The organism is Chryseobacterium sp. MIQD13, from assembly GCF_050496705.1.
In the GTDB taxonomy this organism is placed as follows: domain Bacteria; phylum Bacteroidota; class Bacteroidia; order Flavobacteriales; family Weeksellaceae; genus Chryseobacterium.
Map to the genome: position 1 here is coordinate 255,597 of NZ_JBNWAF010000003.1, position 14,683 is coordinate 270,279.

At 37.1% G+C, this 14,683-nt stretch carries 13 protein-coding genes; 3 read left to right on the top strand and 10 right to left on the bottom strand.

Features of this window, described 5'->3' with window-relative positions:
• The first annotated feature begins 2 nt into the window (after window positions 1-2).
• From ACQWU4_RS13510 to ACQWU4_RS13520, 3 genes are all read left to right on the top strand, one after another.
• Window positions 3-4,793, top strand: a complete 4,791-nt coding sequence (locus ACQWU4_RS13510) for a translocation/assembly module TamB (protein WP_429936273.1) — start codon at window positions 3-5, stop codon at window positions 4,791-4,793.
• A gap of 134 nt (window positions 4,794-4,927) precedes the next feature.
• Window positions 4,928-5,398, top strand: coding sequence for an Lrp/AsnC family transcriptional regulator (locus ACQWU4_RS13515; RefSeq protein WP_034703315.1), 471 nt, complete (start codon window positions 4,928-4,930; stop codon window positions 5,396-5,398).
• Between the two features lie 70 nt (window positions 5,399-5,468).
• Window positions 5,469-5,846 carry a hypothetical protein gene (locus ACQWU4_RS13520; RefSeq protein WP_429936274.1) on the top strand — a complete coding sequence of 126 codons (378 nt, stop codon included), beginning with the start codon at window positions 5,469-5,471 and terminating at the stop codon, window positions 5,844-5,846.
• 32 nt (window positions 5,847-5,878) lie between these two features.
• Here the strand turns inward: ACQWU4_RS13520 and gwsS are convergent, their stop codons facing one another.
• From gwsS to ACQWU4_RS13570, 10 genes are all read right to left on the bottom strand, one after another.
• Window positions 5,879-6,937 (bottom strand): grasp-with-spasm system SPASM domain peptide maturase, encoded by a 1,059-nt coding sequence (gene gwsS, locus ACQWU4_RS13525; RefSeq protein WP_429936275.1) that lies wholly within the window; start codon window positions 6,935-6,937, stop codon window positions 5,879-5,881.
• Entirely contained in the window at window positions 6,934-7,116 is a 183-nt protein-coding gene (locus ACQWU4_RS13530) for a hypothetical protein (RefSeq protein WP_429936276.1), read from the bottom strand. Before ACQWU4_RS13530 ends, gwsS begins: the two co-directional genes overlap by 4 nt.
• Window positions 7,113-8,015 (bottom strand): grasp-with-spasm system ATP-grasp peptide maturase, encoded by a 903-nt coding sequence (gene gwsG / locus ACQWU4_RS13535; RefSeq protein ID WP_429936277.1) that lies wholly within the window; start codon window positions 8,013-8,015, stop codon window positions 7,113-7,115. Before gwsG ends, ACQWU4_RS13530 begins: the two co-directional genes overlap by 4 nt.
• 7 nt (window positions 8,016-8,022) lie before the next feature.
• A complete protein-coding gene (locus ACQWU4_RS13540) occupies window positions 8,023-8,916 on the bottom strand; it encodes a hypothetical protein (RefSeq protein WP_429936278.1) in 894 nt (297 codons plus the stop codon).
• A 49-nt stretch (window positions 8,917-8,965) separates the two neighbouring features.
• Complete coding sequence (locus ACQWU4_RS13545; RefSeq protein WP_429936279.1) at window positions 8,966-9,172, bottom strand: hypothetical protein; 207 nt, start codon at window positions 9,170-9,172, stop codon at window positions 8,966-8,968.
• 714 nt (window positions 9,173-9,886) lie between these two features.
• Entirely contained in the window at window positions 9,887-10,834 is a 948-nt protein-coding gene (locus tag ACQWU4_RS13550; protein WP_429936280.1) for a transketolase family protein, read from the bottom strand.
• A 45-nt stretch (window positions 10,835-10,879) separates the two neighbouring features.
• Window positions 10,880-11,734 (bottom strand): transketolase, encoded by an 855-nt coding sequence (locus ACQWU4_RS13555; RefSeq protein ID WP_429936949.1) that lies wholly within the window; start codon window positions 11,732-11,734, stop codon window positions 10,880-10,882.
• 106 nt (window positions 11,735-11,840) lie between these two features.
• Window positions 11,841-12,359 (bottom strand): hypothetical protein, encoded by a 519-nt coding sequence (locus ACQWU4_RS13560; protein WP_429936281.1) that lies wholly within the window; start codon window positions 12,357-12,359, stop codon window positions 11,841-11,843.
• A gap of 69 nt (window positions 12,360-12,428) precedes the next feature.
• A complete protein-coding gene (locus ACQWU4_RS13565) occupies window positions 12,429-13,118 on the bottom strand; it encodes an SGNH/GDSL hydrolase family protein (RefSeq protein ID WP_429936282.1) in 690 nt (229 codons plus the stop codon).
• A gap of 86 nt (window positions 13,119-13,204) precedes the next feature.
• Window positions 13,205-14,644 (bottom strand): sodium:solute symporter, encoded by a 1,440-nt coding sequence (locus ACQWU4_RS13570; protein WP_429936283.1) that lies wholly within the window; start codon window positions 14,642-14,644, stop codon window positions 13,205-13,207.
• Window positions 14,645-14,683 lie beyond the last annotated feature (39 nt).

Consider the following 14,683-nt stretch of genomic DNA (forward strand, 5'->3'; position numbering starts at 1 on the left):
TAATGGCAAAGTTAGAGAATAATAACGAGAATGAGAATAAAAAATCCGTAACTGAGAACCTTGGTGATCAGGTGCAAAAGACTGTTGAAAATGTAGAAGATGCTGTAAAGGAAACAGTTAAGGAAGCGTCTGAACTGGCATCAGATGCTATTCATCATCCTGTAGAGACGGCTGAAGAATTTGGAAAACAGGCTGTAAAAGATGTCACCAGCTATTCCTGGTGGGCAAGACTTCTCCTTATCCTTTTCTGGCTGGGAGTTATTCTTGTGGGCGGAGTTCTTACTGCCATCAATCTTCCGGCAACCAAACAGTGGGCTGCAGATCAGGCACTTCAGATCGTTAATAAAGATTTTAAATCCGGAATGTCCACAGAAAGTGTAGAAGTGGATTATTTCGGAGATGTAACCATAAAGGGATTAAAGATCAAGGATTATAAAGGTCTCAATTTCATTACGGCAAAAGAATTTCGCGCCAATTCCGACTGGATGTCTCTTGCTTACAATGCTATTTCAGGGAACAGCAATTCATTAAGTTTCAATTCCCTTACCCTTGTTAATGCAGATGTAAAGGTAATTACCTACAAAGGCGACAGTATTTCCAATTTTGTCAGATTTACACAGCTTTTTGACAGCGGGAAAAAAAGAGATCCGAAAAAACCTCCCTTCCAGCTAGATTCCCGTGTGCAGATCATTGATTCAAAGGTTTCCATCATCAGCGAGAATTCTCCGGGAGAACCGGGAAAATGGCTTACTGCCACAAAATTTAATTTAAAAGCACCTAATGTAAAAGTAAACGGAGCCAATGTTTCGGCACTGATTAACAATATGTCCTTCGTCACTACCAGATGGGGGAAATCTCATTTTGTAGATACCTTTTCTACTGAACTTTCCCTAACCCATGAATTTCTTTCGTTAAAGGATCTTACCCTGAATACAGATCATTCACTGCTTCAGGGGAATATTAAATTTAATCTTCATGACGGTTCATGGTCAGAATTTGCTGATCGCGTACGTTGGGATATGGAAATTAAGCAAGGAAGTCAGTTGAGCGGATATGATATCAGCTACTTTGTGACAAACTGGGATAATTTTAAACCATTCAATCTGGCTGGAAAAATGACCGGTCCGCTGAATAAATTCCATTTGGAAAACTTTCTGATCAGGAACCCTGATGTGAATATTGCAACGAAGACAATGAAGGTTGACAGATTGCTGAAAGGAAATTTTGCCATTGAAACAATTGACCTCTCTGCTGATTTTACCTATAAAGATCTGAAAGCGATGATGCCTTCATTTATTTCCAAAAAAATGAAAAACTTTGCTGATGATTTTGGAAAACTGAAATATAACGGAACTGCAAAAGTGACTCCTCAGCAGGTTTATGTTGCGAATGGAAATCTGATGACAGGAATAGGACAGGCTAAAATCTCCAAACTTTCACTTACGGAATACAGCACGGCAATGCCTAAATATTCCGGATATCTGGATGTAAAAGACCTCAATACTTCTGTAATTACCAAAAATAAAAGTGTTGGCCTGATTTCGGGTAAATTTGATCTTAACGGGCAGAGTTTTGATGTGAATACAATGCGTCTGACTACCAAATCTCAGATCAGCAGCATTGAAATTATGGATAAGCAGATTAATAATCTGTATCTGGACGGGTTATTAGACCATAAAAAATATAACGGACTGATCACTGTAAATGATGAGCAGGCCAAAGCTACTATTAAAGGACTTATTGATTTCAGTACTTCAAGAGTTGCCATGAATGTGAATGCAGATGTCACGCATCTGAATATGAATTATTTTACCAACCAGCCGGGAAGCCAGATCGTAAGCGGTCAGGTAGAGGGTAAAATGTCTATGTCCAATATTAATGATTTGACCTTGGACGTTGATGCCAATAACCTTCATTTTGCTACAGCAACTCAACAATATATTATTCCGAAAGCAAAAGTTAAAACTTTTATAGAAGCTGGTGGACGTGTAATTGACGTTGATGCGCCGGGAGCGGCCAGTGGTAAAATTTCGGGAAGATATAACCTTGGTGATCTTGCAGGTATGGTAGAAAATGGAATCGGCAGAATTCTGGTAGGTCCGCCACCAAGAAAATTATACAGAGGACAGAATTTTAAAATGAATTTTGATGTCCAGCAGGGCGTTGTGAATTATTTTCTGCCTGAGCTTAAACTTCCGCAGGGTGCTGTGGTAGAAGGGGAGTACAATGGAGATTCAAATGACCTGATCCTGAATCTGGATGCCAATTCTCTGAAGTACATTATGACGAAGAAGGAGGAGATTACGGATGCAGACAAAGCTTTGGCCGCCGCCAATCCTGAATATAAGATTAATGACAGGAATAATATTTCCAGAGACAGTGCCATGATAGATAGTGTTATGGTGAGGATCAATACTGCCAATCTTAATGAGCAGCTTTATGCAAGAATCAGCAAACTGGAATACAATAAAAATATTATCAAAGATTTTGAACTGAAAGGGAATAATGAAAATAATACGGCTCTTCATCTGGCGACTACTTTCAAGCATGGAAGTCCTGAAGATGAGCTGAATGATAATCTTAAAGCCTATGCTATTAATGTAGATCAGTCTACGAATGCTGCCGGAGATTATGTTTTCAAATTCGAGCCTACGGAAGTTAAATTCAATGAAGTAACATGGGCCATAGATACGAGTCCTGAACTTGACCATTCCATTACCTACAGGAAAAAGACCGGAGATTTTGATATCAGGAATCTGAGGGTGTTTTCAGATAAAAGTGCATTATTTATCAAGGAGGCACAGTTCAAATCAGCCAAGGACTTTTATATAGATGCTGATATTGAAGAATTTGCTATTGAAAAGCTTCTTGAAATGCAGTCCGGAGGGAATCCTATGGGAATAAAGGGGCTTGCAAACGGAAGTGTGAAGATCAAGATGGATAAGAGTACTTTGCAGCCGCTTGTGGACCTTACGGTAGATAATATCGTTATGAATGGAAACCAGATGGGGAATGTCACTATTTCTGCTACAAACGGTTTCTCTCTGAATGTATATGATGTAGATGTAAAAGTGGCCTCAGCAGGAGTTCTTGGAAATAATAACCTGCATCTGACGGGTACCGTAAATAATAATACGGCTTCTCCTACGCTTGACCTGACTGCGGAAATGCGTGATTTTGACCTTGCATTTACCCAGCAGTTTGTTCAGACTATTTTCGGAAATATCAGAGGAAAAGCGACAGGTGATCTGAAAATCAACGGAAAATTAAGTGATCTTGATTATAGTGGTGACATTGCTTTGAAAGGCTTCGGTCTTAAGCTCTTGTTTACCGGAGTAGACTATTCATTTGATGATACTGTGGTTCCGCTTTCCCGCGGGCTTGCAATCCTCAATAATATTGAAGTTCATGACGGAAGATCAAATTCTAAAGGAACGATTTCGGGAGCAATCCAGTTTGAAACGATATCTTCAATGGGGGTCAACCTGATCATGAGGGCAGATAATCTTCTTATGCTGAATACAACTCAGAAAGATTATGACCTGTTCTGGGGAAGAGTTTACGGACAAGGAGATCTATATGTAGACGGACCTGTTTCGGGACTGAGTATTACCACTCCTAATATGAAGGCGCTGAATGGTAGTAATTTTACCTTTAATTCAAGTTCAACATCCAATGTAGAAGAATTTAAAATGCTGAGGTTCCTGAAAGAAGGAAAAGACGGACTTATCACACTGGAAGAAAAGAAAAAAACAGGAGCTAATATGCATATCGACTTCAGTCTTGATGTGGATAAAGGAACTACCGTAAATGTTCTTGTAGGGGATGATGTAGGAAATATTACTGTAAAAGGGACTGCAGACAAGCTGAGATTCCAGATGGGAAGACAGGGTGCCATTGCTATGAACGGAACTTATAAGGTAGATAACGGAACATTTGTTTCTAAAGCTATTCTTAATAAAACGTTCCAGATAGAAAAGAACAGCAGTATCAGATGGGATGGTGATGCAATGAAGCCGGCACTGGATATTACTGCCAATTATGTAAGAATGGTTTCCAATGCAGGGGAATATCTGAGCATGGGGAAACTGCAGCCGATCAGTGTACTTCTTCAGGCGAATATTACGCAATCTCTTATCAATCCGGAGATAGACCTTAATGTGACTGCACTTGATGTTTCCAGCCAGGTGAAAGAAACATTAGCGGCCAAAATGAGCCAGGAAGGCGAAAAAGTACTTCAGTTTGGTTCCGTATTATTGTTGAGTACTTTTAATGTTTCCAATAGTGGAGGAGTAGATTTTGACGTGGCAGGAGTCGCGGAATCTTCCGGATATAATATGCTTCTGAAACAGCTGGGATCCGTTCTTAATACGATGAGCAATGAATTCCAGATCGACCTGAATTATGTGAAGGGTGACCAGAATTCCAATACCGGAGACCGTGCCAATGCAGGAGTAAGTGTGGCAGTCTCACCGAGAATAAATATTAAAACCGGATTGGGAATTCCTTTAAACAAAACGGAAGGTACACAGGCTAATTATCTCTCCGGAGAAGGATCTATTGAATATGATATTTCTAAAAAGAATGACGGAAGTTTGGTTTTAAGAGGATATTCCAAGCCTACCAATATTGGTATGGTAAGTACGAATGGTTCTGCAAATCAGGCCTATGGTGGGGGTGTTGTGTGGAGTAAAAGCTTTAATTCTCTATTTAAAAAGAAGAAAAAAGATAAAAAACCTTCAGAAACCAAAACAGAAATAAAAACAGATTCTACAAAATCAGCTAGTAAATAATCGTAATATTTTAATGATTTTTATCATCCGTGTTAATTATTGTTAATATTTGATATAATTTTTTTAGTTAAATTATTTTTTATAAATTTGCAACAAATACATAGATTTTTTAAGAAAATTGTAATTTAACTAATATGAACTATCAACTGGACGAAATAGACAAGAAAATTCTTGATTTCTTAGTCGAAAACACAAGAATGCCTTTTACGGAAATAGCAAAACAGATGGATGTTTCTGCTGGAACAATTCACGTAAGAGTGAAAAAAATGGAGGATGCAGGTATTATTTTGGGATCATCTCTTAATATCGATTATGGCAAGCTGGATTATCACTTTACAGCTTTCATTGGAATCCTTTTGACAAAATCAAACCGTACTCAAGAGGTATTGAAAGAATTATCAGTACTTCCAAACGTAATTGAAGCTAGCGTTATTTCAGGAAAATATAATATTTTCTGTAAAGTAAGAGCTAAGAATACGGAGGACGCGAAGAGAATTATCTATCAGATAGATGACATTCAAGATGTAATGAGAACCGAAAGTATGATCTCTATGGAAGAGTACTTGAGCGACAAAAACAGATTGATCAACGCTATTTCTATATAATTCAAATTTTAAACGAATATTATATTAAAGAACTTATGAATTTACTCATAAGTTCTTTATTTTTGTACCTATGGAAGAATACAGTTATTTTGATGAGGATCCAAAGAAAGGATGGGGCTTTATTTTAGCATTTGCAGCATTAATGCTGTTCACGATTATGGGGCTGGGAATTGATATTGATGAATATCTTCAGCATGAATTTCTGCAGATCCCGAGATGGTATTTCTTCGTTATTTTTTCCATCGATGTCCTGATGATGTTAGGACTTATCTTAATGTTTTTCTACAGAAAAGCTGGCATCTTTATGTTTCCGGTACTGCTGGTACTGCATTTCTTTATGCATAACTATTACCTGTCTACCTTTTTGTATACGGATGTAACGAATCTTTTCCTGTTTACAGGTTTTGGAATGCTGGCTATTATTCCGAAATGGAAATTCTTTAAGTAATCTTTGACTGTCAGCGTTAGATTTTTAACTCCTTAAAAACGTATAGCTTTTTGTTTTAAGGGGTTCTTACTCCATGCTTTCCATTTTCCTGTATATGGATCGTAACCACATTTAAGAGGCTTGGAAATATCTAATCCATCACTGTTGGTATAGCTGCGTTCGGTATAGGCCCTGCAGTCTGTACAGATGTATCTGAATTCACAGTCTTTGCAGACCTCTATTTTATCTTTGGTAAGATTCCAGTACTTTCTGAACCCGGGATTTATCAAAGCCTCTTCAAGACTTGCATTATAAATGTTTCCGAAATTTTCAGCCATCAGAGGGCAGTTTTTGATGTTACCGTTTATATCTATTCCTATTTTTTTGTGCAGACAGGAATTGTGATTCACAGCTTCTGAAACTTTTGGGAAATTGGTGTTAAAGTATTTAAGGTCTACTTTTCCGCAGGAGGAAATTTCAAGATTTTCATCACTGAACTTCAGGTAAAATCTGAAAACATCTTTAGGTTTAAAAGGAGCTTCCGGGCAACGGTAAAATACTAAACCATAAACCCTTTTTAAAGTTTGATTAAGGCTGTTCATAAAATTCTCATCAACGGCATTATGAAAAGGAGAAAATATTTCAATGCCGTTTAAAACGGAATTGTTGAATTTTGAATCAATATCCTGAAATTCTTTAAGGGAAAGCTCTTGATGAGAATAAATAACCAGATGTTTTACTCCAAGGTTTTCCACAGACTGTTTTATTTTGTCCAAAACCGAAGTACTGTTGATTTCCATGAAAATATTAGAAATTTGATGAGGTTCATGGAATCTGTAGGAGAGTGGCGGAAAATTTCTGTCCCGGTCTCCTTCTGTTATGAAGCCATACTCTTTATCAAGCAGCAGCTCAATATATTCATAAATGAATTTTTGGGATTCTGTGTCGTAATTTTCCAGGATATTTTCTATAGATTTATTCCTTAGCTCTTCTATAACCTCATAGAATTCCAAAGAATATAATTCCGAAGTATTTCTCTGAAGGTCAGAGATCAGAATACGGGTAGGTCCTTTTGTAACCATAATGTTACTGAACAGGTTAAAATAGGTCATATCATTTTTGTAAGCTGTTTTAACGGTTTTTCCCTCACATGATATTCAGTCCCGTATTTTTCAGATGAGACGGAATATGTCATGCTGCTGTGGATTCTACCGACATTTTTTGTTTTAAAGATCTCGATGTATTTGAAAGTAAGGGGAAGCTTATTTTTTTCGTTGTACGTTTTTTTCATAGATATTCAGCGATTTTTTGCTCCAGTGAGTAATTGCATGTGTTGGACATTCCTGTAAACTGTCCAATAGGATTGATTTCCAGAAAATAGTATTTTTCTCCTTTCTTTATAAAATCCAGAGACCCGGAGTTAAGATCCAAATAAAGCATCAGTGTATGGATTTTTTCTTCTAAACAGGGTGGAAGATGATAAGGAACGTTTCTATTAGGTTTTGCAGAGTTGTATTTTCTGAAATCAACTTTGGTCTGTTCGTCATTTTGAGAAAATATGGCCATAGACCAGCATTTGCCATTTAAATAAAAGGTTCTTATTTCAAAATCTTTTTCAATTTTCTCCTGAAAAAAAGTAATAAAAAAATCCCCTTCTTCATGCTCATCAACCACAGATGTATACATAAAACCGCTGTAATTTTTTCTGAGTTCATCCAGCATTACATTTCCATTGATTGTTTTTATGATGGTATTTCCAAGGTCTGTATCATGGGTATTTTCTGCCAGATAATATTCGGGAACATCGAATCCGAGCTCTTTTGCTTTATCAAGTACAAGAAGTTTGTTGATATGAGTATTGCTTTCCTTGTTGATGTGTCTTTTGGATTCGAGTGTTTTGCGGACATAGTCTTCGAGCCAGTGTTGTGTTTCATTCATATTCAGGTTAATAGACCTGTTGGTATACTTTAACCTTTTAAAAACCAATCCACCTCTTCTGAACCAAACACTTTTTATATCATCAAGAAAGAAACTGTTACAGGAGCTTTGCAGTAAAATCCTCTTTTGCTGAACTTTTATTTCAAATATTTCATCTTCATGTACACGCAGGAATTTTTTTCCCATTACAATCAGTTCTTTAATTACTTCTGTAGTGGTAATTTCATTATTTTGAGAGATAATCAGTATCATAATAAGCCTAGTGATTATTGATTTTTCTTTGAAAGTCTTTTGTCATCTTTGAAGACTGTTTTAATGTAGGAAAACCGACTGCTTTTCGGTTGCGGTTTATCCTTGCAGAATCGGCAGCATCAAAATTCGTGTCATAATGTGAATATATGCCGTAAATAGGCTCCAGATAATGGATATACTGGTATTTATCAATCATTTCTATATAATCTCTCGGTGGACATTCACCGGATTTTACATATTCCAAGAGCTTTGTTTTAAAGTATTCATAATGCACAGTTCCCGCCATATGATTAAGAAAGGTTCCCATATGCATGGGCTGTTGATTATTTCCGTTAAGCCCTATTTTCTGTTTTGATGGAAAGCCATAGTTTTTGAATGTCCAGATTAAAAGCTCTGCATTTTTCCTGTCATTAATTACGACTTCTGGGCCTACGCGTCCATTGTACTGGTCACGTTTGTGTGCAATGCTGAAAGAATCTATCAGCGTTTTATTTAAGCTTCTTTTCCATTGAAGAATTTTCTGTTCAACGGTAATGCTGTCAATTCCATACTTTTTAAAGAGTTTGAAAAATTCTTGATCTTCTCTTTTGTACTTCCAATTGGGTGCCGATTGAGCTATAAGTTTATCCAGACTTTTTATACCACCAAATTTTTTATGGAAACGGTCTGCATAGCTGATGTAGGTTTCATATTCTTCCAGTCTTTCATTTTGAACGGGAGGATATTTCCTGAATAGTTTTTTATACCGTTTTATGGTTGCCAAAGTATCTTTGTTAATTCTGTGCATACTGTCTATGGCATATACCTTGTGGTAATAATCAATATAATTCAGTTTTTTACTTTTACAGGAAAGAAAAGAGACTACAATCAGAAAGGCAAAAACAAATTTTCTATATTTCATCGGCATAAAATTTACTGGGAAAAAAGAGGGGGAAATTCCCCCCTCATATTTAGTCAACAGTTATTGTTGCCACCAATACTCCGTCATTGTACATCTGGGTATCGCCTGTATTACCCGCGTTGCCACTAGCTGCGGTTTCCTGTGTTGTTCTCACATTAGATTCTGCAAGTCTTCCTCCGAAAATATTTCCTGGGTTGCTCAATTTTTTGTTTTCTAATGAAGAAAAACCGTTCTTCATTCCTTGAAGCTTTTTCATAATAGAATAAATTTTTAATTAATATTTGTGTTGTCATATAAACCCTGACATGGGTTTTGTCATTCATTATTTTATCCCATACTGTACACTTACAGGCAAAATGCTGAATTTCCTATCAACGTTGATGGTTTCAAAACTATAAATAATTACATCCCATTATTGTGATAAAACGTGTAATTTTGTTGCGGATTTTTAAGGTTGTACATATGATTTTAAGGGAGGAAATGATGATTTATTTTTAATTCAGACAACTTTAGAAAGTGGAAAAAGATATTTTATCATGCAAAGTAAAATATCAACTGAAAATATAATGCAACGCAAAAATTCTATTGTACAAAAAGATTTGATTCAGAATTCAGAGACTAGTGAAAATGCCGGTCAGGCTTATGTTTTATGAGTTATTTATGCATTTGTTAGATAAAACATTACAGAGTAAAATATGCATAATTTGAGATGCAAAAAATCTAATGCGGAAAAAAATGTACAACCAGCTAATAATGCATTGACTCTTAAAAGAGAGAAATTCAACAATTTTTTCAAGAAATATAGAAAACTATCAGAAGTTTTAATCCCGGATTTCTATAAAATGATCTCAAGTGATACTCTGATAATTCCCCTCCTTCGGAGGGGTGGCAAATCGAAGATTTGACGGGGTGGTAAAAAAACTCGGGCTGGTTCGAAGAACCAGCCCGAGCTTATATGATATAGCTTATCTTAGTTTGCTAAAATTCTCTTTACAGCTTCTTTTACAGCCTCTGCATCGATTTTATATTTCTTCATAAGTTCTGCAGGTGTAGCAGATTCTCCGAAAGTATCATTTACTGCTACAAACTCCTGTCTTGTAGGTCTCTTTCTTGCAAGCATTCCTGCAACAGATTCTCCTAAACCACCAAGATAGTTGTGCTCTTCAGCGGTAACAATCTTACCTGTTTTTTCAACAGATTTAATGATGATTTCTTCATCTAAAGGCTTAATTGTGTGGATATTGATTACCTCACATGAAATTCCTTCTTTTTCAAGCTCATCAGCTGCTACAAGAGATTCCCAAACCAGGTGTCCCGTTGCAACAATCGTTACATCAGTACCTTCCTGCAGAAGAATTCCTTTTCCAATTTCGAAAGGCATATCTTCAGGAATAAATACAGGAACTGTAGGTCTTCCGAATCTTAAATATACAGGACCATCGTGCTCAGCGATAGCGATAGTGGCTGCTTTTGTCTGGTTGTAGTCACATGGGTTGATTACCGTCATACCCGGAAGCATTTTCATCATACCGATATCTTCCAGAACCTGATGTGTAGCGCCATCTTCACCTAAAGTAAGACCGGCATGAGATGCACAGATTTTTACATTTTTTCCGGAATAAGCAATAGACTGACGGATCTGATCGTATACTCTTGAAGTAGAGAAGTTTGCAAAAGTTCCGGTGAAAGGAATTTTTCCTGTGATGCTTAAACCAGCAGCAATTCCCATCATGTTAGCCTCTGCAATACCAATCTGAAAGAATCTTTCCGGTGCTTTTTCAATGAACTTCTCCATTTTCAAAGAACCGATAAGGTCTGCACAAAGTGCCACTACATTAGGGTTTTTATCGGCAAGTTCTGCTAATCCGGCTCCGAATCCTGAACGGGTATCCTTTTTTTCTGTATATGTATATTTCATTTTTTTACTGATTATTTATTTTGATTACTATTATTTATTCCTGGACTAGTAATCAGCAGGAGCTTCCAGATATAATTGTTTGAATGCGTTGTCAAGCTGCTCATCATTCGGAGCTTTTCCGTGCCATGCGTGAGAACCCATCATGTAATCTACACCAGCACCCATTTCCGTATGAAGAATGATTACAACTGGCTTTCCTTTACCTGTTTCAGTTTTTGCTTTCTCAAGAATTGCAATAACAGCTTCAAGATCGTTACCGTTTTTCTCTTCCAGAACAGTCCATCCGAATGCCTCAAGTTTAGCATGCAAATTTCCTAAACTTAATACATCATCCGTATCACCATCAATCTGACGTCCGTTATAATCAATGGTTGAAATAATATTATCAACTTTCTTAGCAGCAGCATACATTAAAGCTTCCCAAACCTGACCTTCCTGAAGTTCACCATCACCGTGAAGAGTGTAAACAAGAGAGTTGTCGCCATCCAGTTTTTTTCCTTCTGCTACACCAAGAGCTACAGAAAGTCCCTGACCAAGAGATCCGGAAGCGATTCTGATACCCGGAAGACCCTCGTGAGTAGTTGGGTGCCCCTGAAGTCTTGAATCCAATTTTCTGAAAGTCTTCAGTTCTTTTACCGGAAAGAAATTAAATCTCGCTAAAGTAGAATAGTAAACCGGAGAAATATGCCCGTTTGAAAGATAAAAATGATCCTCATTCTTGCCCTCCATAGTAAAAGGAAGACTGTAGTTCATCACCTTTCCGTAAAGCGCTGTGAAATACTCCGTACAACCTAAGCTTCCGCCCGGGTGTCCTGAATTTACAGCGTGGACCATTCTTAAAATGTCTCTTCTGATCTGCGTAGTAAGAGATTTTAACTCTTCAATACTTTTACTCATTATATCTGATTTATTTGCACGCGAATTTACAATTTTTTAACGGCTTACGGAAATGCAAAAATCCGGACTTAAGATCCGGATTTAGAATTATCGTTCAGAAATACTGATTTTAACAGCCTTCGTTCAGGTATACTGAAATTTCTGTAATGACGTTATTGACAAACTTAAATGAAAGCTGCGTCCCTGCATCAAGATCCTCCAAAGTGAAATATCCTGTGTCTTTAAGACGCTTTTCACCCTTTTCGTCCCATGCAGGATGTACTGTAAAGCTAGGGTGGTTTCTGTAAGCATTGATGAGATCATCTTTCGTATTTCCGATCCCGATTCCGCTTTTTGTTTTAAATTTTTTGCTGGTGGTGGTAAGTCCCATAATGCTTGCCACATTTGGTTTTGCTTCACTGATATAGCTTTCATACAGATCGATCTGAACCGGTTCCCCGCTATACTTAACATTGTTTTTGATGGTCCCGTCTGTTATTTTCAGTTTTGTGCCTGCGATCTTTTCAGCTTCTGCTTTTTCCATAAAGATTTTGTAAGGCCCGATTCTCAGGGTAGAAACCTCAAAATCCTGTGCAGACATCACGCTGAATGTTAAAATGAATACAAAAAGTGAAATAGTTTTTTTCATGGTTTTATAATAGATTTTAGTGGGTTCGTTTTAAAAACAACCGGGAGTTTTAAATAAGAAGTAACTTATTTATTTTCTTTCCAGTACTTTAGTAATAGCCTTCTTAGCGATAGGTTCCATTACTGCATAACCTTCAGGAGTAGGATGAATACCGTCCTTGGAAAGACCTTCACGCATACCGCCTTTTGCATCACGCATAGCTGTATTGTAATCTATGAAAGTAAGTTTACTGCTGTACGAGTATTGTTTTAATCTGATGTTTAAGGCATCCACTTTCTGAGATACATCTGTTATTTCCTTACGCCAGGGAAATGCAGCTGCGGGTAATACGGAAGCAATGATGACTTTAATACCGTTGTTTTGTGCAATATCAGCCATTGCTTTAATATTATTGAATGTAAAGTCAGGGTCATAAGCTCCCGTGTTTTGAGCAATGTCGTTAGTACCGGCATTTATTACTACCAGTTTAGGTTTTAAGGCAACAACATCATTCTGAAAACGCAGCAACATTTGCGAAGAAGTTTGTCCGCTGATTCCTCTACCTATATAATTATTCTCAGAAAAAAATTCTGAATGGCTTTTTACCCAGCCCTCAGTAATGGAATTACCCATAAAAACCGCATCAACCTTTTTCTTTGTACTTAAAATGGCTGTATTATCTTCTTTGTACTTTGCAAGATTAGCAAAATCAGCAGCGCTTTGAGCGTTCATAAATTGACCTAAAAGCAAACCAACAGCAAGTAGAATTGATAATTTCATACTGAATATTTTTGTTTGAGTTACCCGTTGAAAAGATTGAAAACCAATGAAGTTTAATTATCAATGATTCCTGCTAAAATACGGGATTATTTCTTTCTGATCAGCCAAAGCCCTATGAAGGTTAGCAATCCATTAATGATTAACAACTCCAGTCCGATTTTAAAATCTCCGAACATATTTTCCTGGTACTTGTCAATAAAGAAAGAGATCACAGGTGCTGCAATACATACATAAGGCACAAGCTTATCATTTACTCTGTATTTGGTAAGGATTCCAAAGGCAAAAAGTCCCAGTAACGGACCATAAGTGAATCCTGCAAGCTTAAGGATCAGCCCGATCATTGAATTATCATTGATCACTTTAAAGATAATCACCATAATCAGGAACGAAAGGGCCACAATAAGGTGTATTCTTTTTCTGAATTTTTCTTTTTTAGAATCGTCCCAGTCTGTTTTTTCTTTCATTCCGAAAATATCAATGCACAACGAAGAAGTAAGGGCAGTCATAGCCCCGTCCGCACTTGGAAACAGCGCTGATATCAAAGCAATAATGAAGATGATGGATATAAAGCCCGGCATATGATTCAATGCAATATCAGGGAAAAGCTGGTCACCGGAACTTGTTACATGCTCCTGAGCTCCATAAAGGTGAAGAAGTCCTCCCATATAAAGGAAAAGTGAAATTACTCCAAGAAGAATAAAGCCTAAAGTCACCATATTTTTCTGCGAATCTTTCAGTCTGGTTACAGATAAACTTTTCTGCATCATTTCCTGATCAATTCCCGTCATTGTTATTGTAATAAAAGCTCCTGCAAGAATCTGTTTAATAAAGAAACTTTTCTGGTTAGGATCGAAATCGAAAATTCTGGTATAGCCTTTTTCCTGCATTGCTGTAAAACTTTCCCCGAAGCCTAAACCTAAATGATTCAGCATATAAACTGTACAGATAATTAATCCCAAAAGCATGCACGAAGTTTGTAAAGTATCCGTCCATACAATTGTTTTTACCCCGCCTTCATACGTATAAAGGATAATCATAGCTAAAATGATCAGCGTGGTTACAATAAACGGAACTCCCAGGCTGTCCAGAATGGAAATCTGAAGGATATTCACTACCAGATAAAGCCTTGCTGTTGCCCCTACCAATCTGGATACAATAAAAATCCATGCTCCCGATTTATAGGAAAGCTGGCCCATCCTCTGCTGAAGATAGCCATAAATGGAAGTCAGTTTCAGGCGGTAATATAAAGGAAGAAGAACGTAGGCTACCACAATATACCCGATAAGATAGCCCAGTGTGATCTGTAAGTAAGAAAACTTATCATTTCCTACAGCTCCCGGAACACTTACAAACGTAACACCCGAAAGTGAGGTTCCGATCATCCCGAAGGCTACAAGCATCCAGTTACTCTTACGGTTTCCGATAAAGAAACTTTCATTATTACTTCCTTTTCCTGTCCTGTAGGCTACCCACAGAAGTAATGCGAAGTAAACGATAATGATAGACAGTAATATAACTGGAGACATAGTTTTTCAATTAAAATTTTACAAATATAGTTTTTTTAT